The sequence below is a fragment of the Metabacillus sp. Hm71 genome (assembly GCF_051842955.2).
Classification (GTDB): Bacteria; Bacillota; Bacilli; order Bacillales; family Bacillaceae; genus Metabacillus.
Genome location: NZ_CM200278.1, coordinates 6,084,285 through 6,110,429 on the forward strand (window position 1 = coordinate 6,084,285; position 26,145 = coordinate 6,110,429).

Consider the following 26,145-nt stretch of genomic DNA (forward strand, 5'->3'; position numbering starts at 1 on the left):
CCTACCTCGTCCACTCTACCAACCTCCGAATTTCAAAATAAGCCACTCATGAATAGAAGGCGTTCTTTGCCTTCAATTCATGAGGGGCTAGGCGCTGGAGCTAGACACAAAAACTATGTACAAAATTTTATGCATTCTTTAACTTTAAAAACAAAGCACCCTTCCTCGAAAGGAAAGATGCTCTTTCAATACTTTCTCCAAACAATATTTTCTTTCCCTAACAGTTTACCTCTAGCAATTGAATGGGCATAGTGAATCATTTTATCAATTATACCTGTATTAAAAGCAAGGATCCGCAGGATAACGCCGCTTTCTGGTAAAGCTGAAAGCCCAAAATGTACATCTGGAAATAATGTTTCTAGCTTTTCATATAAATTGTTAAGGAAGCTTTTATCTACATGGTCATGAATAATTAGAAAAGTCCCAATATGCGTATACTTTTCCATTTGCATGATCCCGCCCATATCACCGTCGGGTTCTAACCATGTATGATCTAGTAATACTAGTTTTTTCCCTTTATAAACTTTTAGTTTAGAACGAATCCATTTATAGCGAAAAAAACTTCCGTCCTTTGCCCATCCTGGTGTAATAATATCACTGTAAAAAAGGCATGCTCCGTTTTCAAGCTGTACGATTGTTTCTTGAGTAAATCGGGCTCCTTCATATGCGATTAAAGGGTCTGGCAAATATTCAAGAATTCCTCCTTGTGCTAATTTAATATTCATTCGCTGAAGAACGGGCTGCTTTGGGGTTTTATAAACCTTTGTAGAGGATTGTGTTGTAACTGAAAGTTCCGCGTTCTTTTCAATGATGAGATTCGTCAAATATGAATCTCCATCCACATATCCTCCTCCAACGTGAATTAAAAAAATAGAAGGATTGTTGTCCTCAAGATATACCGGTCGGGTTATTTTCAGTGCCCCTTCATAATAACAAGAGGATATCACTGTTTTTCGATGTTTTTTCTTAGCCGTAATGTCTAAAAACCCCGTATGGCTCATGATTCAAGTCCAATTAATAGGGCCTGCTTTTTAATCCAATCTATTACTTTATCAAGACCAACCTCATCTTTTAAGTTCGTAAAAATATATGGTTTATCCCCTCTTGCTGCAATTGTATCGCGCTCCATTACCTCTAGGCTCGCCCCAACATAAGGGGCAAGATCAATTTTATTAATAATAAACAAGTCTGACTTAATCATTCCTTGTCCGCCTTTTCGCGGAATCTTTTCTCCTTGTGCCACATCAATAATATAAATAGAAAAATCAACGAGCTCTGGACTGAACGTCGCAGCAAGATTGTCACCGCCGCTTTCAACAAAAATCAATTCCACATCAGGATGAAGCTCCTTTAATTCATCGATTGCAGCAAAATTCATTGAAGCATCTTCACGAATGGCTGTATGCGGACATCCTCCTGTTTCGACGCCAATGACTCGATCTTCCTGTAATACTCCATTTTTCATTAAAAACATTGCATCCTCTTTTGTGTAGATGTCATTTGTTACGACTGCCATACTCAACTCTTTGTGCATAGCTCTTGTTAATTTTTCGACAAGCATCGTCTTTCCTGCTCCAACAGGCCCGCCAATTCCAATACGTATCGGCTCCATTTTACCCTCTCCTTTTTCAAATACATTTAAGACATAAATAATCGGACATGTAAGCGTTCGTGACGCATTTGTGCGATTTCCAATCCTGGACTCACTGCCCCTAAATCATCGATAGATAATTGACAGATCGTTTTCACAGCATCCTGTAAATAAGGCTGGATCTCTACCAATATCTTTTGACCATCAGTTTGCCCAAGCGGTATACCGCGAACAGCATTTTGAATAAGGGAAGAAACAGCTGCAAACAAATAGGTTTCAATTGCCGTCTTTTTTGTCACATTTAAATGATGGGTGACCATTGCAAAAACAAGTGCAGAATGGCCATATACCTTCTTTTCCTTCAACCACTTCACAAACTTGATAAGTACAGGTGACGGATATAGTTCTGCACATAACTTTGCCATTCTTTCACCGATTCGTTTATTCCCCATTCTTGTTTCTTGTGCAAGGCTGGAGGCGAATAATAGTTCATCAAGCTTTATGATTTCTGTTAGATTGTTTTGTTCTAATGCCTCATATGCAAGCCTGCAAGCAAGGCCATCTGTATATACAAGCTGTTTCCGAAGATAAACAATGATGGCTTGTGCAAAAGTTTCTTTATTCGAAATAACCTGATCCTGGATATACGTCTCCAAACCAAACGAGTGTGAAAAAGCCCCAGACGGGAAGTTTGAATCACAAAGTTGAAGAAGGGGATACAATCCATTAGTCATGGCGGTGTCCAATATGACGGAATGCTTGTTTCACCTTTCGATTTTCACGTTTATACGGAATAGATAATTCCATAAGCAATTCTTCAACTAAATAATCATATTGAACGAGCATTTCACCGGCTTCAAATTGGGCTGGCAAATGACGATTGCCAAGCTGATGAGCAATTTCCCCCATTTGCTGAATAGATATTGGTTTAATAACCAGGAGGTCGTCTTCTTTTACAGACACTATAATCATATTCCGTTCATTCATAAATAAAATGTCGCCATCTAGTAATTCACGATGATCCTTTAAACGAATGCCAATCTCGTTCCCATGATCTGTGACAACACGCTGAATGCGTTTCACTAAATCATCACTTTGTAAATACACTCGCTCCACATGGGGAGCTCTTTTTTCAAACGTTGCCACATTCCCAATTACTTTTTCAATAATCATCGATTCCTCACCTCAAAATAAGAAATATCTCTGTGCCATAGGAAGTTTTTTTGCAGGTTCGCAGGTGATTAATTCACCATCTACTTTTACCTCATATGTTTGCGGATCAACCTCAATTTCTGGTGTTTCTCCATTAAACTTCATTTCTTTTTTCGTCAATTGCCGAATTCCTGACACAGGCTTGATCATCTTTTGTAAACCAAGGTTTGCATGAACACCCTCTTCATAAGCTGCTTTCGATACGAATGTCATAGAAGTTTTAAACCTTGCTTTCCCATAAGCGGCAAACATCGGCCGGTATAAAACAGGCTGAGGTGTTGGGATACTTGCATTTGGATCTCCCATAAGACTATGAGCAATCATACCGCCTTTTAAAATTAACTCAGGCTTTACACCATAAAAAGCCGGATCCCATACAACTAAGTCAGCAAGTTTCCCTACCTCAACAGAACCGACATAATCTGAGATCCCATGTACAATGGCCGGGTTAATTGTATATTTGGCAATATAACGCTTAACACGAAAATTATCTCCGACACCTTTGTCCTCATTTAATTTCCCTCTTTGCTGCTTCATTTTATCTGCTGTTTGCCATGTACGTGTAATTACCTCTCCAACACGTCCCATTGCTTGAGAATCAGACGAAATCATGCTGAAAACCCCTAAATCGTGGAGAATATCCTCCGCTGCTATTGTTTCTTTTCGAATTCGGGAATCTGCAAACGCAATATCTTCTGGAACACTTGGATCTAAGTGATGGCAAACCATCAACATATCTAAATGTTCTTCAAGAGTATTCACTGTATATGGACGTGTAGGATTTGTTGAGGAAGGTAAAATATTTGGATAACTTGCTGCTTTTATAATATCTGGGGCATGTCCTCCTCCAGCTCCCTCTGTATGGTATGTATGAATAACCCGACCGCCTATTGCTGCCAAAGTATCCTCTACAAACCCACCTTCATTAAGTGTGTCCGTATGAATCGCAATCTGAACATCATACTGATCGGCAACTCTCAAGCTTGTATCAATAGTCGAGGCGGTTGTTCCCCAATCCTCATGCAGCTTCAAACCAATTGCACCTGCTTCAATTTGCTCCCTTAATGGCTTTTCATCAGAGGCATTTCCTTTTCCAAGAAATCCCAGATTGATCGGAAATTCCTCTGCTGCTTCGAGCATCCGATGAATATTCCAAGCTCCTGGTGTACAGGTTGTAGCATTTGTTCCTGTAGCAGGTCCGGTTCCACCGCCGATCATTGTTGTTACGCCTGAAGATATTGCTGTTTCAATTTGCTGAGGGCAAATAAAATGAATATGTGCATCAATTCCTCCTGCTGTCACGATCATTCCTTCAGCCGCAATCACTTCTGTTGCCGCTCCAACCACAATATTGACTCCGTCCATTAATAATGGATTTCCGGCCTTTCCAATAGCCGAAATAAACCCATCCTTTACACCAATATCTGCTTTATAAATCCCTGTGTAATCAACAATAATGGCATTTGTTAACACTAAATCTACGGTTTCGTCTCTGCCTGCTAAAGGATGCTGACCCATTCCATCCCTTATGACCTTACCACCGCCGAACTTTACTTCATCTCCATATGTTGTATAATCTTTTTCAATTTCGATAAAAAGGTCTGTATCCGCTAATCGAACAGCATCTCCTACAGTTGGGCCAAACATATCAGCATACTGCTTTCGGGACATGTAAAAGCTCATTTACTTCCCCTCCTTTTTCACAGAGCCGTTTGTTAGGTTATTTAAACCATATACTTTTCCCTCACCTGAAAAAACGACAAGCTCTACTTCCTTTTCATCTCCAGGCTCGAACCGCACGGCTGTTCCTGCTGGAATATTTAAATGCATCCCAAAGGCGTTTTGCCGGTCAAAATGAAGCATATTGTTTACTTCAAAAAAGTGGAAATGCGATCCAACTTGAATGGGACGGTCTCCCCTATTTAGTACAGTAATCATCGTTACTTCCTTATCCTTATTACAAGTAATCGGTTCCTTTTTTAATAGGTACTCTCCAGGAATCATCATTTTCCCTTCCTTTTATTGAATTGGATTGTGAACTGTAACAAGCTTCGTTCCGTCAGGAAAAGTTGCTTCCACTTGAATATCCGAAATCATCTCAGCAACACCCTCCATTACATCTTCCTTTGTCAAAATGGTTGTTCCTTCTTGCATTAGTTGAGCGACTGTTTTTCCATCCCGTGCACCTTCTAATACTTCATAAGTAATAATCGCCATTGCTTCAGGATAGTTCAGCTTAAGCCCGCGTTTTTGGCGGCGCCTTGCAAGATCAGCAGCAACAACAACCATAAGTTTCTCTATTTCCCTTGAGGTTAATTTCATTACTATCACCTCTTTCATAAAATTTCTGTATATTACTAGCGCCAAACGTACCATATGAAACTCGAAAACACCGAACCTTTGAAAAAAGAATAAAAAAATTACTTCATCCGTAGAAAAATTTTTCATCATAACAATGATATAGATAGTATAAATAGTATTTTTATCCATTCCCAAAACAATGTTAGATTTTGTAACACGATTTTTATTTAACTTTTTTATTTCTCAAAATAAACTTGCTAGGTCTGATTATGTTTATTTCGATCGAAAGCAAACAATCTTTTTCCTATTTCACATAAGAGTTCAGCAACAAAAGAATAATCAATTGAGAAATGTTGATATTAATTGAAAATATAAGCTTTATTCACCAGGATTAATGCCTCACTTCTTCATTAACAACAACTGCCAATGATGATTTATCTATAACTCAAACTTTATCCTTGACAAAATAATGAGGTTTATATAATAATATCTTTTGTATTAGAATTATTTTAAATAACTAATTATAATTAAAAACAAATTATAATTATTAATTGTTAGATATCGCTTTGACGATATACCTAACATCATCAACATTTACACTAGGAGGAATTTATTATGTCATTAATCGGAAAAGAAGTACTGCCATTCAAAGCACATGCATACCATAACGGAGAATTTATCGAAGTTTCTGAAGAAAACTTTAAAGGAAAATGGAGCGTTGTTTGCTTTTATCCAGCAGACTTTACATTCGTGTGTCCTACTGAGCTTGAGGACCTTCAAAATCAATACGCAACACTAAAAGAGCTTGGAGTTGAGGTCTACTCTGTTTCAACAGACACTCACTTTACACATAAAGCATGGCATGATCACTCAGAAGCAATTAGCAAAATCGAGTACATCATGATTGGTGACCCTTCACAAAAAATCTCCCGCAACTTTGATGTTTTAAACGAAGAAGAAGGTCTTGCTGATCGCGGTACTTTCATTATCGATCCAGACGGTATCGTTCAGGCTGTTGAAATTAATGCTGGCGGCATCGGCCGTGATGCAAGCACGATCGTTAACAAAATTAAAGCAGCACAATATGTACGCAACAACCCAGGTGAAGTTTGCCCAGCAAAATGGCAAGAAGGTGCTGCAACGTTAAAGCCAAGCCTTGACCTTGTAGGGAAAATTTAAGGAGCACGAAATTCATGATACTTGAAGCAGATATTAAAGCACAATTAGCCCAATATCTTGAACTGATGGAGGGCGACGTGCTGCTAAAAGTTAGCGCAGGCTCCGATGACGTTTCACGCGATATGCTTGCTTTAATTGATGAACTAGCGACGATGTCGCCAAAAATTAAAGTTGAGAACACAGAATTGCCTAAAACACCAAGCTTTAGTGTGAATCGCATCGGCGAAGACACTGGGGTAACGTTTGCTGGTATCCCTCTTGGACACGAATTTACTTCACTAGTGCTGGCTTTACTACAGGTGAGCGGAAGAGCTCCAAAGGTTGAACAAAAGGTAATCGACCAAATTAAAAGCATTCAAAGTGAATATCACTTTGAATCTTACATCAGCCTAAGCTGCCATAACTGCCCTGATGTTGTACAAGCACTAAACCTGATGAGCATTCTTAACCCTGGCATTACCCATACCATGATTGATGGTGCAGCGTTTAAGGATGAGGTTGAAAGCAAAGGAATCATGGTAGTACCAACCGTGTTCTTAAATGGAGAATCATTTGGCAGCGGCCGTATGTCACTGGAAGAAATTCTAGCTAAAATAGGCAGTACTCCAGATGCATCAGAATTTGCTGATAAGGATCCATTTGATGTGCTTGTTGTTGGCGGCGGACCAGCGGGTGCAAGTGCAGCTATCTATGCAGCACGTAAAGGCATTCGTACTGGGATTGTTGCTGAACGCTTTGGCGGTCAAATTATGGACACGCTGGGTATTGAGAACTTTATCGGTACGAAATATACAGAAGGTCCGAAGCTTGCAGCAAGCCTTGAAGAACATGTCAAAGAGTATAACATTGATGTCATGAACCTGCAGCGTGCGAAACGCTTAGAGAAGAATGACCTTATCGAGATTGAATTGGAAAACGGTGCTGTTCTTAAGAGTAAAACGGTTATCCTTTCAACAGGTGCTCGTTGGCGTAATGTAGGTGTACCTGGCGAAGCTGAATTTAAAAATAAAGGGGTCGCATACTGCCCACACTGTGATGGTCCATTGTTTGCAGGAAAACACGTAGCCGTTATTGGCGGCGGTAATTCCGGTATCGAGGCAGCAATTGATTTAGCTGGAATTGTGAAGCATGTTACAGTTCTTGAATTTATGGCAGAGTTGAAAGCTGATTCTGTCTTGCAAGACCGTCTTTACAGCCTTCCAAATGTAACAGTCATCAAGAACGCTCAAACAAAAGAAATTACCGGTACTGACAAAGTGAACGGTATTACCTACGTTGACCGCGAAACAGAACAAGAACATCATATTGAATTGCAAGGTGTGTTTGTTCAAATCGGTCTTGTACCAAATACAGATTGGTTAGGAGATGCTGTTGAACGTACGAGAACCGGTGAGATTGTAGTAGACAATCATGGAGCAACAAACATCCCTGGCGTGTTTGCTGCAGGAGACTGCACGAATAATCCTTATAAGCAAATCATTATTTCAATGGGATCAGGCGCTAATGCAGCCCTAGGTGCATTCGACTATCTCATCCGAAATTAATCGATAACATGTTAAAAAGTCACTTTGCTATCTGTCGGGTAGTAAAGTGACTTTCTTTTTTATGGTTAAAACGTTAAGGAAGGAACTTCTGATCCCTTTTACATATTTAATCTGTAAAAATATGAGCATTTTAGTCCTCTATATACTTCTCTTTAATAACGCCGGAACCTATACCTCCACCAACCATCAAAATCAAAGGGCCAAAATTCCAAAAAAATGACCAACCATAAAGATTAATATCTAAAGCAGTAAATTTATTTAGAGTAAAAATGCCTAGTTTTATAATTAAAAGCGCAGTACCGATCAGAAATAATACATCAAACATAAATTTGAGTTTCGGATGCGCCAATTGTTTACTATCCTTAATCACTTTCTCCTTCAATTCTTCATCACTCCTTAATAATTCATCAATTGTTACGTTAAAAAGATCACTTAATTTAATGATGATTTCAATACTGGGATAATTTTGACCATTCTCCCACTTTGAAACTGACTGTCTGCTAACAAAAAGTTTTTCTGCTAATTCTTCTTGAGACCAGCCTTTCTCTTTTCTCCCCTTTTTTAATTTCTCTGCAAAATTCATTTTGGGATTCACCTTCCTCCTGTTTCTAATCCATTATTATTAAAACGTACATTGAATGTAAAGATCGCAATAGTTGCAAGACACGCAACCTAAGGTTACCACTTAAAAAACCTTCATTTAACAACATTTAATCTAACCTTCTTGTACTTAAAAATTTATCACTTATTGTCGGTTATTAAAAACTAAAATTGGAAAACTAAAGGTAGTTTATGGAGACAAAGGATGTGTTTTACATGGAATTTTTTCAGGGCCAAACAACACTTACTGCATTGGAATGGGTCCTTCGCGCAGTCGTTTCATTTTTCTTTTTAGTCATTGTTGCGAAAGTGTTAGGCCAGCGTGCGATTTCCCAATTAAGACTCCTTGATTTCGTTATTGCTTTAGTCATTGGAAACATTATCGCTCATCCTTTATCAGACGAAGAACTAGGATTAAAAGGGTCAATGATTACCACAAGTGTTTTGGTCATTTTATACCTTGCCGGCATATTATTAATTCTAAAATGGCCTTTGGTTCGAAACTGGGTAAATCATAAACCGATCACCCTCATTCAAAACGGAGAAATTGATTATAAAGGATTAATGCATGCAAGAATATCAATTGATGTTTTATTAGAAGAATTACGGAAAGAAAAAATAGAAGATGTAAAAAAGGTCGCCTTAGCGTTTTGGGAAGCGGAAGGGAAAATGTCTATTTTTCTAGATCCAAAATATATGCCGGTCACACATGAGTCATTACAAATCAAAACGAATGCTTTTCATTTGCCAAAGACAATCATTAAGGAAGGAAAAATAATGAAAAAGCAGTTAAATGAAACTCAAAAGAATGAAAGCTGGCTTGTTTCCAATTTAGAGAGTTTATATCAAACAGAGGTAAAAAATGTTCTGCTAGCTACAATTGATAACAACGACAAATTGAATGTGTTTTTATATAAATAGAGAATTGAGGCTTCATCTTCTTTAGGTGAAACCTCAATTTTTTTACTTATCTTACCTTAAAAGCAGACACTGTTTTTGATTTTTTCGCTGCATAGGCAAATTGCTTGATTACTTTTTTATCGATTCCCTCGAGGCTATTTTTCCTACCTCTCTTTTTAGTAGACATCTTGCTCACCCATCCTTTTTTCTACTAGTTTATACAAAAACTTATTCGTTTAAACGTTCTACCTCTTCCCTCTCTCGAATAGACTAGCAATATAACAAATTGATAGAATCATGTAGAAAGTAGGGAGAGATGATGAGCAAGACCTATTCTAATCAACATTTATATACAATCTATGAAGAAGAACTTGATGAACTCAACTATCATCCTAAAGGACTTTTAGACAAATTCATTCATCATGTATCACGAAGGTTTACTTCTAACACTGACCTAACCTATACAATTTCTGTTCCTGCTTCAGAATTTCTTAGAGGTGAGTTATTTTGTGAAGACATTTCTGAAGTGATCGACAAACCATTTACCCAAACAAATCTGATCAGCATTCTTCTTGATGATTTTCTCTATCTGGCAAACAACCGAAAAAACCTTTACGGCTTATTCAGAGAGTTACACTCAAGAATTCCGCAGCCTATCAAAGTCTACCATTACAGAGGTGAACAAGAAATCCTGCATCTTCAAAGAGAGATTCAAGGAGAAAAGAGGATCGACTGTACGATTAAAAGGAAAAAAGCGCTAAGGCTTGAAATCATTTTAAGTGATTTGGCAGCCATAGAACCGGATATAACATTCACTGTAAAAGATCTCATCCAAGTTTTATATAGCTGTTTTATCGAAAAATACAAAAATGGTACTTTAACAAAGGAATTAGAAAACATTGTAAAAAGATTAGCTTAAAATAGTAGAGGATCGTTACCTAGGTAGCGACCCTTCTATTCGTTTATGGAATGAAGCAAAAAAAAACCTTCAATCCAGCGTTAGATCAAAGGTTCTTAATTTTCTTTTCAATGCTATTCTATTATTTACAAACTTTTTCATGTACTACCTTTGCCTCTACATTCAAATAATTAATTAAAGACTGGTTCTTTTTCGCTTAAACCAAGTGTTTGTGCTGTTGAAGCATGAATTTTTTGGAAAAGCTCCGGGTTTTCCGCGAGTGACACGCCATAAGAAGGAATCATATCCATGATTTTCGGTTGCCACTCCATCATACGTTCTGGGAAGCATTTTTCTAAGACCTCAAGCATAACGTGAACGGCCGTAGAAGCACCAGGAGAAGCACCGAGTAATGCAGCTACCGAGCCATCAGCAGCACTAACCACTTCCGTACCAAATTGAAGTGTTCCTTTCCCTGCCTCCGTATCTTTGATAACCTGCACACGTTGGCCGGCTACCACTATACTCCAATCCTCGCTTTTAGCAGTTGGAATAAACTCGCGTAATTCTTCCATACGCTTTTCATTCGATAAAAGAACCTGCTGAATCAAGTATTTTGTCAATGCCATTTCTTTTACCCCTGCCGCTAACATCGTGAGGAGATTATTCGGTTTAATAGAACCTATCAAATCAAAATACGATCCCGTTTTTAAGAACTTTGGCGAGAAACCGGCAAACGGTCCAAACAGCAAGGATTTTTTATTATCTATAAATCTTGTATCAAGATGCGGAACAGACATTGGAGGCGCACCAACCTTCGCTTTACCGTATACTTTTGCATGATGCTGCTCTACAACCTCCGGATTGTTACATACCATAAATAGTCCGCTTACCGGGAATCCCCCAATATGTTTCGACTCAGGAATACCGGTTTTTTGTAGTAAAGGCAGACTTCCGCCCCCGCCTCCGATAAAGACGAATTTAGCAGTATGATATTCCGTTTGCCCGCTATCCATATTATGCACTTTCACTTCCCACAAGCCATCGCTAGTACGTTTAAGATCTTTCACGCTATGCTTGTAGTTAATTTCAACGTTTTTACTTCTTAAGTGGTCAAACAACATGCGTGTTAAAGCACCAAAATTGACGTCCGTTCCAGAGTCGATTTTGGTTGCCGCAATCGGTTCATTTGCTGTACGGCCCTCCATGATAAGCGGCACCCATTCCTTCAGTTTTTCAGGATCATCAGAAAACTCCATCCCCTGAAACAAAGGATTGTTTGACAGCGCTTCAAAACGTTTTTTCAAAAAAGCTACATTGCTTTCCCCCTGTACTAGACTCATATGAGGGATTGGCATAATAAAGTCCTGCGGATTACGAATTAGATTACTATTTACTAGATAAGACCAAAATTGTCTTGAAAGCTGAAACTGTTCATTAATTTTAATCGCTTTGCTAATGTCTATAGATCCGTCTGCTTTTTCGGATGTATAGTTAAGCTCGCACAGTGCAGCATGGCCCGTTCCTGCATTATTCCACTCATTGGAGCTTTCTTCTCCTGGAGTTGCGAGCTTCTCAAACACTTTGATTTCCCATTCCGGTGCTAACTCTTTCAGTAATGATCCCAAAGTCGCGCTCATGACTCCGGCACCAATTAAGATAACGTCTGTTTTGTTCTGTATGTTGCTCATTTTACCCTTCCTTATCCCCTATATTTGCAAAAAAGAGCAGGCGCTCCTGCTTTGGTGTCACCAAAAGCAAGGCGCCACCCAGAAACATACCTTCTCTGACTCAATAAAAAACCATACCATATCTATTATAATGATTTATTCATCAAAATTTCTACTATTATCTGATAATTATAAACTATTTAAGGCTTGTAAAAAAGTGAGAAGTCTTTCCACTAAGGCAAAAAAATAAGGATAAACCTTCATTTCTTTGCCTTGTTTTACGGTTATTAGTGAACCTATTCAGTGTTTATTTTCATTTTTAAGATTTGAACAAGCTGATTATTTAAATAGCTTGCACTATAAGAAAAATCATGTTTATACCAATCAATAATGATGCCAATAATGGCATTCGCTTGATAGGCACAAAAAAGCTGATGATTGATTCCGTCTGTAAGGGCGGACTCTTTATTGCAAGCCGCCAAGCATTAGGTTTAAAGATTAATCCGCGAGTTGGACAACCAGAAGAAATTGCCCAGTTGGCCATCTTTTTAGGATCAGATGAAGCAAGCTTTGTGAATGGTCAAGTAATTGCTGTAGATGGCGGTTGGACGGCTTATTAAGTATATTAGATGAAAGACCACTGGATTAGTGGTCTTCTTTTTATTGAGTGCCTTGTTTACTGATGGATACGGTACTCCATACACTCCATATTGAATCTAAATGAGATGTGGTCTAAAAGGGATTAGAGATTCTTTTACACTAAACTTTTGCTTGTTAAAACTAATAATGTTAGTTAAAATAAAACTAACGTTATTAGTTAAAAGAGGTGACAAAAAAATGAAGGTTGTTAAAGAAGGTTTTATTCATCAATTAAATTTTTACCCGACACTTTTTCCAGTTAATTGTTACTTTGTGGAAGAAGAAAATGAACTGACTTTGGTAGATACTGCTTTGCCGAATAGTTATAAATCAATACTTGAAGCAGCTCAAAAAATTGGGAAGCCTCTATCGCGAATTGTTTTGACACATGCACACGGGGATCATATCGGCTCATTGGATAAACTAAAGGAGACCCTCCCTGACGTAAAGGTTTATATTTCCAAACGAGACGAACGATTGTTAAGAGGAGATCGCTCTTTAGATGAAAATGAAAATAAAACTCCTATAAAAGGTGGAGTGCCTAAGCCTGGAGAGATAAAAACGCAACCAGATGTATTGCTTCAAGAAGGAGATCGAATCGGCTCACTGAAAGCGATCAGTACACCAGGCCATACTCCTGGCTCAATGTCTTTTATTGATGAACGCACGAAAGCAATCATTGCTGGAGATGCTTTTCAGACTCGAGGGGGAGTTGCCGTTTCAGGGCATTTCCAAATTTTATTTCCTTTCCCTGCCATGGCGACTTGGAATAAGGAGGATGCACTAAAAAGTGCGATGAAGATTAAAAAGCAAAACCCAACCCTTCTTGCTGTAGGACATGGAAAAATGATCAAGCAGCCTGCAAGTATAATTGAACTTGCCATTTCTAAGCTTGAGGAAACAATTAGTTGAACATATTGGAGGATCGAAAATGTCACCTAAAGCAGGATTAGATTTAAACACCATTTTAGCTGCAGCAACAGAAATAGTTGACACCGACGGAGTACACGCTTTAACGTTAGCAACACTAGCAAAAAAATTAAAGATTCGCCCCCCTTCTTTATACAATCATGTAGATGGCTTGCAGGGCTTGCAAAAGGCTTTAGCTCTTTATGGATTAGAGGAATTATATAAACGGTTATCACAAGCTGCGATTGGACGATCAAAGGATGAAGCTGTTCATGCAATTAGTAAAGCATATATGAGCTTTGCACGTGCTCATCCCGGTTTATATGAAGCAACTCTTTGGGCAAATGCTGATGTACACGATATTGATTTTAATCGTATTAGTTCAAAAATTGTTGACCTCGTTGTTCAAGTGTTACATGCTTATGAACTCGAGGATGAAGAAGCAATTCATGCATCCAGAGGGCTTCGCAGCATTTTACACGGCTTTGCTTCTCTTGAACAAAAGAATGGCTTTGGCATCCCAATCGATCTTGATGTTAGCATCAGCCTGCTTATTAATACATTTCTTGCAGGCATTCATAAAATGAAGTCGCAAAGTATAAAAAATCATCCTAAATAATGGAGTGATAAAAAATGAGTTTTATCCTATTTATGCTTCTCTTTACAGTGGTTTGCGGCGTGTTTGATAGCAAAATTCGGACCTCCATTGAAAAGGAGATGAACTAATATGTTTGCAGGCCATTTTGGAGTAGCAGCTGCCGTAAAAGCAAAAACACCTGAAGTTCCTTTATGGGCACTTATGTTAAGTACGCAATTATTAGATGTTGTGTTTGTTCCATTGTTAATCGCTGGAATTGAAAGCTTAGAGCCAGTCGATGGCGGCGGATATGGCGCAGTGATCATACATGCTCACTATACTCATTCTTTCATTAGTGCACTCATCATCTCGATCATTGCTGGTTTAATTGCTTGGGCGCATATGGGGAAAACGAGGAGGCATTGCCATTTCATCAGTCGTTTTCAGCCATTGGCTTCTTGATCTAATCGTTCATCGAGCAGATATGGCCATCCTTCCCGGAGCTGCCGGAAACTTTCCGCTGCTTGGATTAGGATTATGGACATATCCAATGATCAGCATCGTTTTCGAGCTTGCTCTTATCATTTATGGCTCTATCCTATACCATCGCTCCCTTGTTCCAAAAGCGAAAGGAAAGCAAAGAAAACATGCAATTGCAGCAAGTGGACTTATGGCTGTTTTGTTAACTCTATCACTTGTGACGAGTGTATTAAGGGGATGATTACTTAAAAAGCTGAAATATACAGTTTTTATTTTTAAAATAAAATCATGTGTATTTCAGCTTTTTCTACTATTACCTAGAAAATTTTTTATCATTATATTGAGTTTCTTCATAATTCCAAAAATCTTAATTACTTATGGTACGGTTCCCCACGATTAATCCGAAACGCCCGATAAACCTGCTCCAACAATATCAGCCTCATCAACTGATGAGGAAAGGTCATCTTAGAAAACGAAAGGGTATCATTTGCTCGTTTCATAACAGTGGGACTTAGTCCTAGCGAGCCGCCAATGATAAATGCTATTTTGCTTTTTCCGTATGTAGCTAGCTGGTCGAGGTCTTTTGCGAATTGTTCTGAGGATTTCATTTTTCCTTCGATTGCAAGGGCAATGACATGGGTGTCGTCGCTGATTTTATTTAGGATACGTTCTCCTTCTTTTTCCTTTACGATCTCCATTTCTGTTTCACTTAAGTTTTCTGGAGCCTTTTCGTCAGGCAATTCGATGATATCGACTTTTGCATAGGTTGAAAGGCGTTTTAAGTATTCATCAATTCCTTGCTTTAAGTATTTTTCTTTTAGCTTTCCAATTGTCACAATTGAAATATTCACACTGCTTCCCCATTTCAAACAAAGTTATCCACAAATCTTCATTTTTTATCCACATTCAGTAGCAGGAGATTAGCTTCCCACTATGTATACTGCAGGGTTTTGGCATAATTCACAACTTGTGGATAAGTTGCTATCCTTATCCAATTTTTTGATCTCAGGTGCTAATTCTTTTTCATCAACGTACATATCAATCGCTAATTCTATATGTTCTTCACAGCAGTACATTTAACTTCCTCCTTTATCCACATGTGGATGTCCCTTTATAGTTTTACCATGTTTTTTATTTATCCACAAACCTTCTTCTAACTGTCTTGGATGTTTTATCCACAAACTTTTTTAATATAAAAAAGCGCAAGGCGCCTGCCTATCGGCGACAAGCATAAGGCGAACAGGAATAGAAGGTGTTCTTTACCTTCAATTCCTGTTTGACTTATGACCTCGAGCCGATGGCGCCTAGAGCTAGATTCAGAAACGCAAACTATGTTAAGAAAATATATAAATTCTGATATTACAAAAAAGAGAGCTGAATCATCAGCCCCCTAACATATCTTGTTCGCCTAATCTCATTTTTCCTGTTTTCTTTTCTCCTCCACGATAATACGTGAACTCGACGGTCTCACCAATTTCTTGCTTATATAGGATTTTCCTTAATTCGATGACGTCTTTTAGTTCTTCGCCAGCAAATTCAGTAATGACATCGAGCTCTTGAAGCCCTGCTTGAGCAGCAGGTGACATAGGAGCAACACTCATAACCACAATTCCTGTTGTAATGTCATCAGATAGCTTTAAGGTTTGCTGCTTATGATAAGAAGAGACTTCATTCAATGATTGCATCGAAATTCCCATATAAGGGCGTCTAACCTCACTGTATTTTTCAAGATCCTCAATAATCGGGATTGCGTGGTTAGCTGGAATCGCTAAACCAATTCCTTCTACAGCCTCTTGAGCAATTTTCATGGAATTAATGCCGATTACTTTCCCATCCATATTAATCAGTGCTCCACCGCTGTTTCCAGGGTTAATGGCCGCATCTGTTTGTAATACCTCTGCATTCCAATCTACCTGTCCATCACCGTTTTCATCAATTGGAACAGCCCTTTCTGTCCCTGAGATGATCCCTTGTGTTACAGATCCTGAAAATTGCAAGCCTAATGGGTTACCAATCGCAATGACAGGCTCACCAGGCTTTACTTGATCAGAGTTGCCAAATTGCGCGACCTTTTTAATTTTATCACTTTCTACACGAAGAACCGCTAAATCAGTTAACTCATCACTGCCCAGAATTTCAGCAGGGATTCTCGTTCCATCGCTTAAACTGATTTCTATCTGTGTGGCCCCGGCAATAACATGGTGATTAGTAACAATAAAGGCGTTTTTACCTTCTTTTTTATAAATAACGCCTGAACCTGTTCCTGCCTCCGCTTCTTCTGTTTGTCCGGACTCATTCCAAAAACCTGCCTCCTGAAGATTGACAACTCCGACAACAGCATCTGATACCTCATTGACGATGTCTGTTATCGCCGTGTTCACATTGACTGAAACATTTTTCACCGGACCGGTTGATTCTCCTGCATCTTCTTGTTCCGTAGCCTCTCCGCCTAAATCCATATTATAAGGTAAAAAATTTGATATAGCAGGAAATGCAAATAGCATAATCAGCACGCCGATAACAGCTCCAACCAAACCTGCTAAAAACCAGCCTCCGCGGTTTCCTTTTTGCTTTCTCGCATCATAGTTTTCATAATCTTGATCATAATAGCCCACTACTTGTCACCATCCCTTTCTAAACTCAAGTATGAATAGTGTTATATCTAATCAACATTATTCTCTAGTCTGCTTAATATTAACCATGCTTGTTTATCATTGATGCTGAAAATTAAGACAGAGAACAAATAAGAAAAGCGCAAGCGCCTTGATCAGCCCCGACAAGCATAAGACGATTTAGAATAGAAGGCGTTCTTTGCCTTCAATTCTAAATTGGCTTATGACCTCGAGGGGCTAGGCGCTGGAGCTAGACACTAAAACTAAGTTCAAATTTCTTTACTTTTAAAAAAATCCTATGTACGTCTATCTTTTATAATAGACGCTAAAAAGTCTTTCTAAATCGCTACGAGCGGTGTTGGGGTAACTGGGTCTGTGTCATATAAATCAAATTGCTCGCCTGTGATAAAGCCTTTGCTTGCTAATGTTTGCTGTACAGACATTCTAGCCAAATCCTTCATGTTGTTATCTTTACTTAAATGAGCTAAATAAATACGTTTTGTTGCATCTCCGATGACATCCATCATCGCAATGGCAGCATCTTCATTCGAAACATGGCCGACATCGCTTAAAATGCGTCGTTTAATGCTCCATGGATAATGCCCCATTTGCAGCATGGAAACATCATGATTGCTTTCAAAAACAAACGCATCAGCATTTCGGATGGTTCCCTTCATTTTATCACTTACATAGCCAGTATCCGTGATTAATGCAAGCTTTTTCCCTTCATGGTGAAAAGCAAAAAACATTGGTTCAGCAGCGTCATGTGATACGCCAAAGGATTCAATATCCAAGGAACCAAAGGTTTTCACAGTGCCTGTCTGAAAAACAAATTTTTGCTCTGTTGCAACCTCTCCGATTAAGCCGTCCATCGCCTGCCATGTTTTTTCATTTGTATAAATCGGCAGCTTATATTTTCTAGCAAGGACTCCGAGCCCTTTTATATGATCACTATGCTCATGTGTAACTAAAATACCTGAAAGCGATTTGATATCTCTTCCGATCTGCTCAAATAAATGCTGCATTTGCTTTCCGCTTAAGCCGGCATCGACTAAAAATGATTGGTTTTCTGATTCAACATAGATGGCATTTCCCGTACTTCCGCTTGCAAGCACACTAAACTGCAAGCCCATAAGTATTCAACTCCTCTTTTTCCCTATTGCGGCGATTGTAAAACGTCTCCCTCTAAGGCATGCACGTAATACTCTTCTCTCTCTTCTTCTTCCGTTTCCACAACAATATGCCAAGTTGGTGCTAAAATTTGCTGATTTGAAAGCGGGATATGTGTGTAATACCCAAATTTGATTTGTTTTATTTCACTATTTGATTTCAAATATCGTTTGTTAAATAGCGCCTCAATTGCCTTTAAAGCTGAAACAGCCTGCTCTTTGTCCTCTACCTCTTTTATATCTTCAAGCATTGACTGTTGATATTCGAAAATTTCATTATCATCATTCAAATATAAAATAACCATTCCGATATGTTCATCTTTGTTTTGAAAGATATATCGATTATTGTATTTTTGAACACAAATAATCGCATTTAATTGCTCATCTCGATACCAGAAATGATAAAGCTCCCCAGAAATGATATGATCCTTTAAAAACTGATTAATTTTACTTTGTGTATTCACCTCTGGTAAAGGAAATGGTTCATCAAGCTCCATTCTTAAATTTCGAAACGATTCTTCAAAATTGTTCGTAGTTGTTACAACCAATTTTTGATTTTTTAGCTTGCTGATATCTTCAAGGGTAAAATCTTTGCTTTTTGACGTAATATAAGAGCTTTTCCCAATATCATCAGGTAAATTACCATATTTAATTCCTTCAGTAGCTAATTGCTCCTCTATTTTTGCCTCCTGAATAACAGCAAATTCATTTTCTCCACGTAATTCAAAGAATTCAATTGCCAAGAAGATATCCAAGATAAGAAATGCGAGAATAAAAATGGTTTTTGTTTTACTCCACTCCATTTTCATCCCCCTCAGTCTGTTCGAGTATATCTCTTATTTTCATCAATGTTCCATCCTTCAATTTAATACACCAAACTGGAGAAACCGATACAATTTGCTCTTTATCAGAGCTTCCAAGCTCGTACGCAATAAAAATATTATAAATTTGCGATGCATTGATTTGCTGATTATTTTTAATGAATTCCTCTACCATCCTACCAGACATGAGGGCAGTAGAATCATCAGAAATCGAATGTATTAGCTGATAGGAAGGACGTGTATAATTCGCGATTTCATTTTGACCCCATCTTTGCGTAATCATCGTAGGGCCATATTTAGATTCCATTGACTCAATCACCGGGATTGAGTCGATGGACATGATCATTGATACTTCCTGAACGCTTTCATTAATATCAAATAATGCATACTCGTCTGTCCATCCGCCATGATCATTCAAATAATTGAAGCTTTGCTGAAACAAGGTAAATGCATCTACAGAATTGCTAATACTTAATGTTGGATTCGCAAACTTCACCAAATGCTGAGCTTGGTAAATATTTAATTCCCTTGTTGCATCTGTGTACCTATTTCTTGTTGAATTGACATCCTGCTTAACAATTCTTGGCTTGCTAAACAAAGCATCTTTAAATTTCTCATCATCGATGATTTCAGTAAAATATTGAAAATTATTTACTTTCAATTGATTTTCTGGAAGCAATATCTCATTATCTTCTCCTGCTTGAAAAACAAAGTAAGGTTGAAACTGTTCCCGCTTGCTAAACAGGTCTGAAACAAAGACATTTGCATCTAAATTATTAACAGAGGCTTCAACAATTTCCTTTTCAGAAGCTGATACAAAGAAAACCTTTTGAATTTCATTTTCCTCTACAACTCGCAAATAAATTCGATCAAAAGTAAAAAGACTGCTTGTCTCATCCTTCCATTTTACCATAGATTGAAAGGTTTCTATTGGGATTTCATCAAAAAACCGCAGTTCGAGCCTTGCAATATTTGTTCCACTAACTATCTCTTCAAAGTCCTGCTTCGATAAGCCCTTTTGATTGCTATACTCCCAATTTTGCATTTCCTTCCATAAACTTTTTGCATAACTGTCATTTATTGTACTATAGTGTTTATTACCCGAATGAATAAATAGCTGCTGCGGTGTGATCACCTCATACATCTTTCTTTGAGCATCATCGTCAATTGGAACACTTTCAAAAAGCGTTTCACCTTCAAACTTCTCATAGGTTGGCTCAAGACTCCACATGTTCCATGTAAAAAATAAGCTGATAACGACTAATATGACTAAAATGGCGCTTTTGATGGATTCTTTATTCATCCCATTCATCCTCTTGTTCCGGGTTATATGGCAACGTAAAGTAAACCGTTGTTCCTTTACCTTCTTGGCTTTGTGCCCAAATATCCCCGCCATGAGCAAGGACCATTTCCTTAGCAATAGCCAATCCTAAACCAGTACCTCCTAGCTTGCGAGTTCTCGCTTTATCCACCCTATAAAATCGATCAAAGATCTTATTTACGCTTCCTTTTGGAATTCCTACCCCTTCATCCTGAACACGTATTTGAATCTCTGCAGGCAAAACATCAATGCTGAAGGTTACCTTTCCTCCTTCAGGTGAATACTTTAACGCATTCGAAATGATATTATCCAAAACCTGTGTGATTTTATCAGTATCCATATCAACATAAAGAGCATCTTTAGGAATATTTCTTACAAATGACACATGCTCCGATTTCGTCATTTCAAAACGGTCAATAATTTTGTTAAAGAAATCGGTAAAATTGATAAAATCCTTATTTAACTTGTATTCAGTTCGATCAAGCTTTGACAATTGCAGCAGGTCATTTACTAAGCGAATCATTCGTTCTGTTTCGGTCTGAGTAACGTTTAAAAACTGCGGCGCAATCTCATTATCCTTCCATGCACCATCTGCTAAAGCTTCCAGATAACTACGCATCGTTGTTAAAGGTGTCCGCAACTCGTGTGACACATTCGCAACAAATTCTCTTCTTTCCTGTTCAATTCTCTCTTGCTCGGTAATATCATATAAAACAGCAATTAACCCATCTATTTTACCTGATTCCTTTTGAATGGCAGAAAAGCTTACCCGTATGATTAGTGGTCCTTCTTTTGTGCTAAAATCTAAAATAAGCGAATCTTGTTCATCAATAAGACTTTCAAAGGTATTGCCATCTTCAATTCCTAATAAATCAGTAATATGCACATCTTTTAACGTTCCACGTGAAACATTCAACATCTCTAAAGCAGGATTGTTGATGAGAATGACTTTCCCGTTGCGGTTTGTTGCGATAACTCCATCAGTCATGTGAGCAATAACCGATGCAAGCTTTTTCCTTTCTCCCTCTGTCATTGCCTGTGCTTCTTCTAGTTTTTCTGTTAAATAATTGAAGGTCAAAGCTAATTGGCCAATTTCATCTTCTCCATACACTTTTACCTTACGAGAATAGTTTCCTTTTGCTAGTTCAATGGCTTGCTTTCTCATATCTGACATTGGTCTAGTAATCGTTCTAGCAAGGAAAATACCTAGTGCTGCTGTTATACAGAGTGATAATCCTGTGCCGGTCGCAAAAATTCTATTAATAATTTGCATTTGAGAAAACACTTCTTCCATTGAAGCTACGATATAAACGGCCCCAACTGTTTTATCACTAAAGTTGTTTTCTTTTATTGGCTGAGTCAACACCATTACACGGTCGCCAGTTCCTTGATGGATGGAATAATTGCTATTGCTGTCCTCCAGACCAACTAACGTTCGAAGGACCATTGCCTCAGTCGTTTTTTTACCAACAATGTCTTGGTCGATGCTTGAGGTTGCAATAACCGTTTTATTGGAATCAATGACACGGACTTCAAGAATTTCATCGGTCTCAAAGTCCCTAATAATCGTCGTTATTTCATCGTTTGCTTTTTCCTCATCCTCATCTTCGTTCGGTTCAGGGGTCATTTCTTGTTCAATATTATAGACAAGCAAGCTGGCCCGTTTAGATAAGGAAGCATTAAAGTTTTCTTTTAAGGAAGACTCCAGCTCCTTAACAAAATAAATGCCAATAATCTGCATAGCAAGCATAATGAGGAGCACGTAAACCATGACAAATTTAAAATGAATTGAACGAAAAAAACTTACCTTATTCATCACATTACTCCTGTTCGGAGTTCCTTAAATAATATCCCACCCCGCGTCTTGTTACGATCCATGTTGGGTGACTTGGATTATCTTCTATTTTCTCTCGTAAACGTCTAACTGTTACGTCTACTGTTCGAACATCTCCGAAATAATCATACCCCCATACAGTTTGCAGCAAATGCTCCCGCGTCATGACTTGTCCAATATGCTGTGATAAATAATGTAGAAGTTCAAATTCACGGTGGGTTAATTCAATCGTTTCTCCACGTTTAGACACGACATATGCATCAGGATGAATCACAAGTGAGCCAATTTTAATTTCATTTGTTGCTGCCTTTGGTTCATTATTATCAATCGTTTGCTGACGGCGCAAGTTTGCCTTTACGCGGGCTAACAGCTCCCGTGTGCTGAACGGCTTTGTTACATAATCATCCGCACCAAGCTCAAGGCCAAGAACCTTATCGATTTCTGAGTCCTTAGCTGTCAGCATAATGATTGGCATATCATATTTCTTTCGAACCTCTCTGCATACCTCCATACCATCACGATTTGGAAGCATAATATCTAATAAAATCAGGTCAGGATTAATGTCCTCCACCATTTCTAAAGCCTGATTTCCATCATAGGCACAATAAACGGTATAACCTTCTTTTTTTAAATTAAACTGTAATATATCAGCAATTGGTTTTTCATCATCCACAACTAAAATCTTCTTCTCCAAAGATCTCGCCCCTTTTATTTACGTATAAACCCTATTATTAAATGTAACATTTTCACAGATGAGATTCACCTTTTTTAAGTGATTACCAATAAATAGAGAGTTATTTATTCTAATGATAGGATCAAACAAAATTCAAGAAAAAATGTTTCATGATAAATAAATACGTAAAAATGAACTATTTTTACATGGTAGGAAATAACTAAAATTTTAACGTGAGCGTCTTACATAACCTCAAAAAAAATAGATGCATACCCCTGTAGGAAGTTCTAAAATTTACTATACAATAAAATAAGGTCTGACACATTGCGTGTCAGACCTTAAACAAACTTATTGTAAATAATCCATTGGATTTTTTAAGCTTCCATTTTCGTAAACTTCAAAATGAAGATGTACTCCTGTTGAATTACCCGTTGAACCCATGATTCCAAGCTTTTGCCCTTGTGATACCACCTGTCCTACAGACACTGAAATGGACTCCAGATGCGCATAAACAGTTTTTAATCCGTTATTATGGTTAATCACCACTTTATTTCCGTAACCGCCACTGTAACCTGCTGAAACCACTGTACCGTTATCAGCCGCCTTAATAGTCCGTGCACTTGGTCTGGCGATATCAATTCCTTTGTGCAGCTTACCCCATCGCTGTCCAAGTTCGCTGGAAATATAACCGCCTACTGCCGGCCACGCTAAATTTCCTGTCCCTCTAGATGGGATAATCTTCGTTCCTTTAACAATAATTTCTTTGACTGGTTCATTGATGATCTCTTCTTTTACTTTTTCACGCTTAATTTCAGAGCCATTTTCAAGCTGGATGACATAGTTTACAAGTCTTTCACCAACTTTTCCTTCTTGAAGGGTTTTTTCTTCGCCTTTTGGCAGTGAAGAATCTTCTTTTACTTCTGTTTCAAACGAAATGCTTTCTTTTTTTAGCATTTCCTGCTTTACATTCACTTTAACAAATGGCTTTATAACCGTTACGTTCAACTCATCACCAGGCTTTATTAATGAGTCTTCTTCAAGACCAGGATTTAATTCTAGTAATTGCTCAAGAGATAATTGATGCTTGGAGGCAATCTCACTTAAAACATCTTGCGCCTGGACAATATATGTTGATTCTTCTAATGTCCCCTTCTTTAATAGATTGATCCCTTGATCGATGCTAATGACTTTGTCTGGTAAAACTTTTTTTGCTTCTAGTGAAACCTTTTTAGAAAAAGCCACGTCTAATAGACGAGACTGTCCTTCCTTTAATGTTTCTAAAGGCTGGTCAGCTGTTTTACTCGCTTCCAAGTCATTCAAAGCGGATTCAGATACATATTGAAGCTTATATGCCTTTAAAGCTGCTTCTGCATCCTCTTTACTTTTAAAATGAGCAACTGCTTTACCGTCAATTATTAGTTCAGTTGCTTCAACAACAACATCAAGCTCCTGATCCAGCTTTAATAAAGTCTCATCGTTATTAAAAATAGGTCGGAACATTTCTTCTGGAATGACTTCCATATCTTCAATCGTTAAAGGTAAATCTGAATAGCTTGCTTTTTGCTTCTCTATTTTTGACGATGAAACCTTATCAATCAGCTCTTTATTATCAACTGTACCAATATATTGATCACCTATGTATACGTGGTAGACCGTTGATAAGGATGTTTCTGCCGAGGCACTAACTGCTCCTAATGTAAAGGAAGCTGTTAAAGCAGCAAGCAATATTAACTTTTTAAAAAAGGAGTATTTTCCTTGAATATTCTTTTCTATCAAACAATTAAAACGCTTACACACTGACATTTTCCTCCTAAATTAATAGTACAAGAAACTCAGGAAGCTTCTTCCATAGGGATATAATCTTAGTCGACAAAATTCCCGTTATTCTACACCCTACTAATTTATCATAGAATCTTGCAACTGCCTTAAATATCGATAAATTGTAATAGGATTGTATCATTACATACAGATTTTGGTTAACTTTGTCATATATTGTTGATTTAAGAGGAAAACGTTGCCAAAGGGGTAGTTTTTTGCATAAAGAATCAAAAGCGCAAGCGCCTTGGTCATCGCCGTACAAACTGGAGGAGCATCGACTGAGATAAAGGAAACACGGTAAGCGAAGCGAACCGATGTTGACTTATCGTAGGGAGATGATCTGAAGTTTGATAGGCGATAGGCGCTGGCAGTCAAAAACGCGACGTCCTGTCGCATTGACTGCACTTGCACATCCTATGCTTCGGAGCTGGATGTCGCAGTGCTTATCCACAGTTCAATGAATCTTATAATTTCCTAAACGATAAAAAAAGCATGAATCCATTTGGATCATGCTTTTTAAGTGGCTCGGGACGGAATCGAACCGCCGACACATGGATTTTCAGTCCATTGCTCTACCGACTGAGCTACCGAGCCATAATTAGTATGTAGTTTGATTTGAAATATTGTTTCTTGGGTCACGGACTTTATAACTGCTTCTTACTTAAGTTCAAGTATCTCTTTGTAACTAAGTCCATCGCCCTCATTTCAGTAAGTTTATTCAAGTAGCAGCTCAATGAGTGCGCTGATGTTTCGCTTTGCAGCTTATTCGGTCGTGCTCTACCGACTGAGCTACCGAGCCGTATAGTTTTCGGCTTCCGCTATGTAAATGGCGGTCCGGACGGGACTCGAACCCGCGACCTCCTGCGTGACAGGCAGGCATTCTAACCAACTGAACTACCGGACCAAAATAGAAATCTATAAGCTATAAAACAAGTGACCCGTACGGGATTCGAACCCGTGTTACCGCCGTGAAAGGGCGGTGTCTTAACCGCTTGACCAACGGGCCATTGCAACACAAAAAAGTAAAATGGTGAGCCATGAAGGACTCGAACCTTCGACCCTCTGATTAAAAGTCAGATGCTCTACCAACTGAGCTAATGGCTCATTTTTAAATGAGTAGTACTATTCTGTTTACCACTTGTTTCTGACGCCCAAATCTCAGAAGGATTATTCAAGAAGCAATTCGATTTGTGCGCTGATGTCAATGCTTCGCAGCTTATTCGATCGTGCTCTACCAACTGAGCTAATGGCTCATTTTTTAATGAGTAATACTATTATGTTTAATGGCTATCTATTGTTTATCCTTTTAACAGGACGTTTTCTATAATATCACACACTATCATTATAAAACAATACATTTTTTTGTTTATTTTTTATTTTTTTCAAAAGCATATAAA

At 38.2% G+C, this 26,145-nt stretch carries 24 protein-coding genes, 4 tRNA genes and 3 pseudogenes; 8 read left to right on the forward strand and 23 right to left on the reverse strand.

The genetic code is table 11. The annotated features are described in order from the left end of the window. Positions 1 to 185 precede the first annotated feature (185 nt). The 7 genes from ACSVDH_RS29515 to ACSVDH_RS29545 are packed head-to-tail and all read right to left on the reverse strand — an operon-like array spanning position 186 to position 5,125. The gene (locus tag ACSVDH_RS29515) at positions 186 to 1,001 is read right to left on the reverse strand and encodes an urease accessory protein UreD (protein ID WP_439252395.1); all 816 of its coding nucleotides are present in this window, start codon (positions 999 to 1,001) and stop codon (positions 186 to 188) included. Continuing rightward, positions 998 to 1,612 (reverse strand): urease accessory protein UreG, encoded by a 615-nt coding sequence (gene ureG, locus ACSVDH_RS29520; protein ID WP_439252394.1) that lies wholly within the window; start codon positions 1,610 to 1,612, stop codon positions 998 to 1,000. Before ureG ends, ACSVDH_RS29515 begins: the two co-directional genes overlap by 4 nt. Before the next feature lie 26 nt (positions 1,613 to 1,638). After that, on the reverse strand, positions 1,639 to 2,325 hold the full coding sequence (locus ACSVDH_RS29525) for an urease accessory protein UreF (protein WP_439252393.1): 687 nt from the start codon (positions 2,323 to 2,325) through the stop codon (positions 1,639 to 1,641). Continuing rightward, positions 2,318 to 2,764: an urease accessory protein UreE gene (gene ureE, locus ACSVDH_RS29530; protein ID WP_299089759.1), complete on the reverse strand. Its 447-nt coding sequence runs from the start codon at positions 2,762 to 2,764 to the stop codon at positions 2,318 to 2,320. The genes ACSVDH_RS29525 and ureE overlap by 8 nt, the downstream gene beginning before the upstream one ends. A gap of 12 nt (positions 2,765 to 2,776) precedes the next feature. Next, positions 2,777 to 4,486 (reverse strand): urease subunit alpha, encoded by a 1,710-nt coding sequence (gene ureC / locus ACSVDH_RS29535; RefSeq protein WP_439252392.1) that lies wholly within the window; start codon positions 4,484 to 4,486, stop codon positions 2,777 to 2,779. Continuing rightward, a complete protein-coding gene (locus ACSVDH_RS29540; protein ID WP_439252555.1) occupies positions 4,487 to 4,807 on the reverse strand; it encodes an urease subunit beta in 321 nt (106 codons plus the stop codon). Between the two features lie 15 nt (positions 4,808 to 4,822). Beyond that, the gene (locus ACSVDH_RS29545; protein ID WP_299089761.1) at positions 4,823 to 5,125 is read right to left on the reverse strand and encodes an urease subunit gamma; all 303 of its coding nucleotides are present in this window, start codon (positions 5,123 to 5,125) and stop codon (positions 4,823 to 4,825) included. 594 nt (positions 5,126 to 5,719) lie between these two features. Between ACSVDH_RS29545 and ahpC the strand changes: the two genes are divergently transcribed. Both ahpC and ahpF read left to right on the forward strand, forming a co-directional pair. Beyond that, a complete protein-coding gene (gene ahpC, locus ACSVDH_RS29550; protein WP_299089762.1) occupies positions 5,720 to 6,283 on the forward strand; it encodes an alkyl hydroperoxide reductase subunit C in 564 nt (187 codons plus the stop codon). Between the two features lie 14 nt (positions 6,284 to 6,297). After that, on the forward strand, positions 6,298 to 7,827 hold the full coding sequence (gene ahpF, locus ACSVDH_RS29555) for an alkyl hydroperoxide reductase subunit F (protein WP_439252391.1): 1,530 nt from the start codon (positions 6,298 to 6,300) through the stop codon (positions 7,825 to 7,827). A gap of 130 nt (positions 7,828 to 7,957) precedes the next feature. Here the strand turns inward: ahpF and ACSVDH_RS29560 are convergent, their stop codons facing one another. Next, on the reverse strand, positions 7,958 to 8,410 hold the full coding sequence (locus tag ACSVDH_RS29560) for a helix-turn-helix domain-containing protein (protein WP_439252390.1): 453 nt from the start codon (positions 8,408 to 8,410) through the stop codon (positions 7,958 to 7,960). 233 nt (positions 8,411 to 8,643) lie between these two features. On the opposite strand from ACSVDH_RS29560, the gene ACSVDH_RS29565 reads away from it, so the two are divergent. Continuing rightward, positions 8,644 to 9,348 (forward strand): DUF421 domain-containing protein, encoded by a 705-nt coding sequence (locus ACSVDH_RS29565; RefSeq protein ID WP_439252389.1) that lies wholly within the window; start codon positions 8,644 to 8,646, stop codon positions 9,346 to 9,348. A gap of 298 nt (positions 9,349 to 9,646) precedes the next feature. Then, on the forward strand, positions 9,647 to 10,246 hold the full coding sequence (locus ACSVDH_RS29570; protein WP_439252388.1) for a hypothetical protein: 600 nt from the start codon (positions 9,647 to 9,649) through the stop codon (positions 10,244 to 10,246). Between the two features lie 170 nt (positions 10,247 to 10,416). Here the strand turns inward: ACSVDH_RS29570 and ACSVDH_RS29575 are convergent, their stop codons facing one another. Continuing rightward, positions 10,417 to 11,916 (reverse strand): malate:quinone oxidoreductase, encoded by a 1,500-nt coding sequence (locus ACSVDH_RS29575; RefSeq protein ID WP_439252387.1) that lies wholly within the window; start codon positions 11,914 to 11,916, stop codon positions 10,417 to 10,419. A 275-nt stretch (positions 11,917 to 12,191) separates the two neighbouring features. After that, positions 12,192 to 12,365: pseudogene (locus ACSVDH_RS29580) on the reverse strand (TetR/AcrR family transcriptional regulator); the annotation flags it as partial. Between ACSVDH_RS29580 and ACSVDH_RS29585 the strand changes: the two are divergent. The 4 genes and pseudogenes from ACSVDH_RS29585 to ACSVDH_RS29600 form a co-directional block, all read left to right on the forward strand. Further along, a pseudogene (locus ACSVDH_RS29585) lies at positions 12,366 to 12,515 on the forward strand (SDR family oxidoreductase); the annotation flags it as partial. It abuts the pseudogene before it with no gap. Positions 12,516 to 12,732: 217 nt separating this feature from the next. Then, positions 12,733 to 13,446 (forward strand): MBL fold metallo-hydrolase, encoded by a 714-nt coding sequence (locus ACSVDH_RS29590; RefSeq protein ID WP_439252386.1) that lies wholly within the window; start codon positions 12,733 to 12,735, stop codon positions 13,444 to 13,446. 19 nt (positions 13,447 to 13,465) lie between these two features. After that, positions 13,466 to 14,062, forward strand: coding sequence for a TetR-like C-terminal domain-containing protein (locus ACSVDH_RS29595; RefSeq protein WP_439252385.1), 597 nt, complete (start codon positions 13,466 to 13,468; stop codon positions 14,060 to 14,062). A 108-nt stretch (positions 14,063 to 14,170) separates the two neighbouring features. After that, positions 14,171 to 14,741, forward strand: a pseudogene (locus tag ACSVDH_RS29600) (permease). A gap of 130 nt (positions 14,742 to 14,871) precedes the next feature. Here the strand turns inward: ACSVDH_RS29600 and rlmH are convergent. The 13 genes from rlmH to ACSVDH_RS29665 form a co-directional block, all read right to left on the reverse strand. Beyond that, positions 14,872 to 15,351 (reverse strand): 23S rRNA (pseudouridine(1915)-N(3))-methyltransferase RlmH, encoded by a 480-nt coding sequence (gene rlmH / locus ACSVDH_RS29605; RefSeq protein ID WP_439252384.1) that lies wholly within the window; start codon positions 15,349 to 15,351, stop codon positions 14,872 to 14,874. Between the two features lie 69 nt (positions 15,352 to 15,420). Further along, positions 15,421 to 15,576, reverse strand: coding sequence for a CxxH/CxxC protein (locus tag ACSVDH_RS29610; RefSeq protein ID WP_439252383.1), 156 nt, complete (start codon positions 15,574 to 15,576; stop codon positions 15,421 to 15,423). 306 nt (positions 15,577 to 15,882) lie between these two features. After that, positions 15,883 to 17,115, reverse strand: coding sequence for a S1C family serine protease (locus ACSVDH_RS29615; protein ID WP_439252382.1), 1,233 nt, complete (start codon positions 17,113 to 17,115; stop codon positions 15,883 to 15,885). Positions 17,116 to 17,450: 335 nt separating this feature from the next. Further along, positions 17,451 to 18,245: an exodeoxyribonuclease YycJ gene (gene yycJ / locus ACSVDH_RS29620; protein WP_439252381.1), complete on the reverse strand. Its 795-nt coding sequence runs from the start codon at positions 18,243 to 18,245 to the stop codon at positions 17,451 to 17,453. Between the two features lie 23 nt (positions 18,246 to 18,268). Next, positions 18,269 to 19,084: a two-component system regulatory protein YycI gene (locus ACSVDH_RS29625; RefSeq protein ID WP_439252380.1), complete on the reverse strand. Its 816-nt coding sequence runs from the start codon at positions 19,082 to 19,084 to the stop codon at positions 18,269 to 18,271. After that, entirely contained in the window at positions 19,071 to 20,405 is a 1,335-nt protein-coding gene (locus tag ACSVDH_RS29630; RefSeq protein WP_439252379.1) for a YycH family regulatory protein, read from the reverse strand. Before ACSVDH_RS29630 ends, ACSVDH_RS29625 begins: the two co-directional genes overlap by 14 nt. Beyond that, complete coding sequence (gene walK, locus ACSVDH_RS29635) at positions 20,398 to 22,239, reverse strand: cell wall metabolism sensor histidine kinase WalK (RefSeq protein WP_439252378.1); 1,842 nt, start codon at positions 22,237 to 22,239, stop codon at positions 20,398 to 20,400. The genes ACSVDH_RS29630 and walK overlap by 8 nt, the downstream gene beginning before the upstream one ends. A 4-nt stretch (positions 22,240 to 22,243) precedes the next feature. Continuing rightward, the gene (gene vicR / locus ACSVDH_RS29640; RefSeq protein WP_439252377.1) at positions 22,244 to 22,951 is read right to left on the reverse strand and encodes a cell wall metabolism response regulator VicR; all 708 of its coding nucleotides are present in this window, start codon (positions 22,949 to 22,951) and stop codon (positions 22,244 to 22,246) included. 327 nt (positions 22,952 to 23,278) lie between these two features. Then, positions 23,279 to 24,733 (reverse strand): M23 family metallopeptidase, encoded by a 1,455-nt coding sequence (locus ACSVDH_RS29645; protein WP_439252376.1) that lies wholly within the window; start codon positions 24,731 to 24,733, stop codon positions 23,279 to 23,281. Between the two features lie 536 nt (positions 24,734 to 25,269). Continuing rightward, positions 25,270 to 25,342 (reverse strand) — tRNA-Phe (locus ACSVDH_RS29650). 233 nt (positions 25,343 to 25,575) lie between these two features. Next, positions 25,576 to 25,652 (reverse strand) — tRNA-Asp (locus tag ACSVDH_RS29655). Positions 25,653 to 25,682: 30 nt separating this feature from the next. Then, positions 25,683 to 25,754 (reverse strand) — tRNA-Glu (locus ACSVDH_RS29660). Between the two features lie 22 nt (positions 25,755 to 25,776). Continuing rightward, positions 25,777 to 25,852, reverse strand: a tRNA-Lys gene (locus tag ACSVDH_RS29665). Positions 25,853 to 26,145 lie beyond the last annotated feature (293 nt).

Excerpts from the sequence above, each read along its gene's own strand:
- ACSVDH_RS29515 (WP_439252395.1), bottom strand. The coding sequence starts at position 1,001 with ATGAGCCATACGGGGTTTTTAGACATTACGGCTAAGAAAAAACATCGA.
- ureG (WP_439252394.1), bottom strand. The coding sequence starts at position 1,612 with ATGGAGCCGATACGTATTGGAATTGGCGGGCCTGTTGGAGCAGGAAAG.
- ACSVDH_RS29525 (WP_439252393.1), bottom strand. The coding sequence starts at position 2,325 with ATGACTAATGGATTGTATCCCCTTCTTCAACTTTGTGATTCAAACTTC.
- ureE (WP_299089759.1), bottom strand. The coding sequence starts at position 2,764 with ATGATTATTGAAAAAGTAATTGGGAATGTGGCAACGTTTGAAAAAAGA.
- ureC (WP_439252392.1), bottom strand. The coding sequence starts at position 4,486 with ATGAGCTTTTACATGTCCCGAAAGCAGTATGCTGATATGTTTGGCCCA.
- ACSVDH_RS29540 (WP_439252555.1), bottom strand. The coding sequence starts at position 4,807 with ATGATTCCTGGAGAGTACCTATTAAAAAAGGAACCGATTACTTGTAAT.
- ACSVDH_RS29545 (WP_299089761.1), bottom strand. The coding sequence starts at position 5,125 with ATGAAATTAACCTCAAGGGAAATAGAGAAACTTATGGTTGTTGTTGCT.
- ahpC (WP_299089762.1), top strand. The coding sequence starts at position 5,720 with ATGTCATTAATCGGAAAAGAAGTACTGCCATTCAAAGCACATGCATAC.
- ahpF (WP_439252391.1), top strand. The coding sequence starts at position 6,298 with ATGATACTTGAAGCAGATATTAAAGCACAATTAGCCCAATATCTTGAA.
- ACSVDH_RS29560 (WP_439252390.1), bottom strand. The coding sequence starts at position 8,410 with ATGAATTTTGCAGAGAAATTAAAAAAGGGGAGAAAAGAGAAAGGCTGG.
- ACSVDH_RS29565 (WP_439252389.1), top strand. The coding sequence starts at position 8,644 with ATGGAATTTTTTCAGGGCCAAACAACACTTACTGCATTGGAATGGGTC.
- ACSVDH_RS29570 (WP_439252388.1), top strand. The coding sequence starts at position 9,647 with ATGAGCAAGACCTATTCTAATCAACATTTATATACAATCTATGAAGAA.
- ACSVDH_RS29575 (WP_439252387.1), bottom strand. The coding sequence starts at position 11,916 with ATGAGCAACATACAGAACAAAACAGACGTTATCTTAATTGGTGCCGGA.
- ACSVDH_RS29590 (WP_439252386.1), top strand. The coding sequence starts at position 12,733 with ATGAAGGTTGTTAAAGAAGGTTTTATTCATCAATTAAATTTTTACCCG.
- ACSVDH_RS29595 (WP_439252385.1), top strand. The coding sequence starts at position 13,466 with ATGTCACCTAAAGCAGGATTAGATTTAAACACCATTTTAGCTGCAGCA.
- ACSVDH_RS29610 (WP_439252383.1), bottom strand. The coding sequence starts at position 15,576 with ATGTACTGCTGTGAAGAACATATAGAATTAGCGATTGATATGTACGTT.
- yycJ (WP_439252381.1), bottom strand. The coding sequence starts at position 18,245 with ATGGGCTTGCAGTTTAGTGTGCTTGCAAGCGGAAGTACGGGAAATGCC.
- ACSVDH_RS29625 (WP_439252380.1), bottom strand. The coding sequence starts at position 19,084 with ATGGAGTGGAGTAAAACAAAAACCATTTTTATTCTCGCATTTCTTATC.
- ACSVDH_RS29630 (WP_439252379.1), bottom strand. The coding sequence starts at position 20,405 with ATGAATAAAGAATCCATCAAAAGCGCCATTTTAGTCATATTAGTCGTT.
- walK (WP_439252378.1), bottom strand. The coding sequence starts at position 22,239 with ATGAATAAGGTAAGTTTTTTTCGTTCAATTCATTTTAAATTTGTCATG.
- ACSVDH_RS29645 (WP_439252376.1), bottom strand. The coding sequence starts at position 24,733 with ATGTCAGTGTGTAAGCGTTTTAATTGTTTGATAGAAAAGAATATTCAA.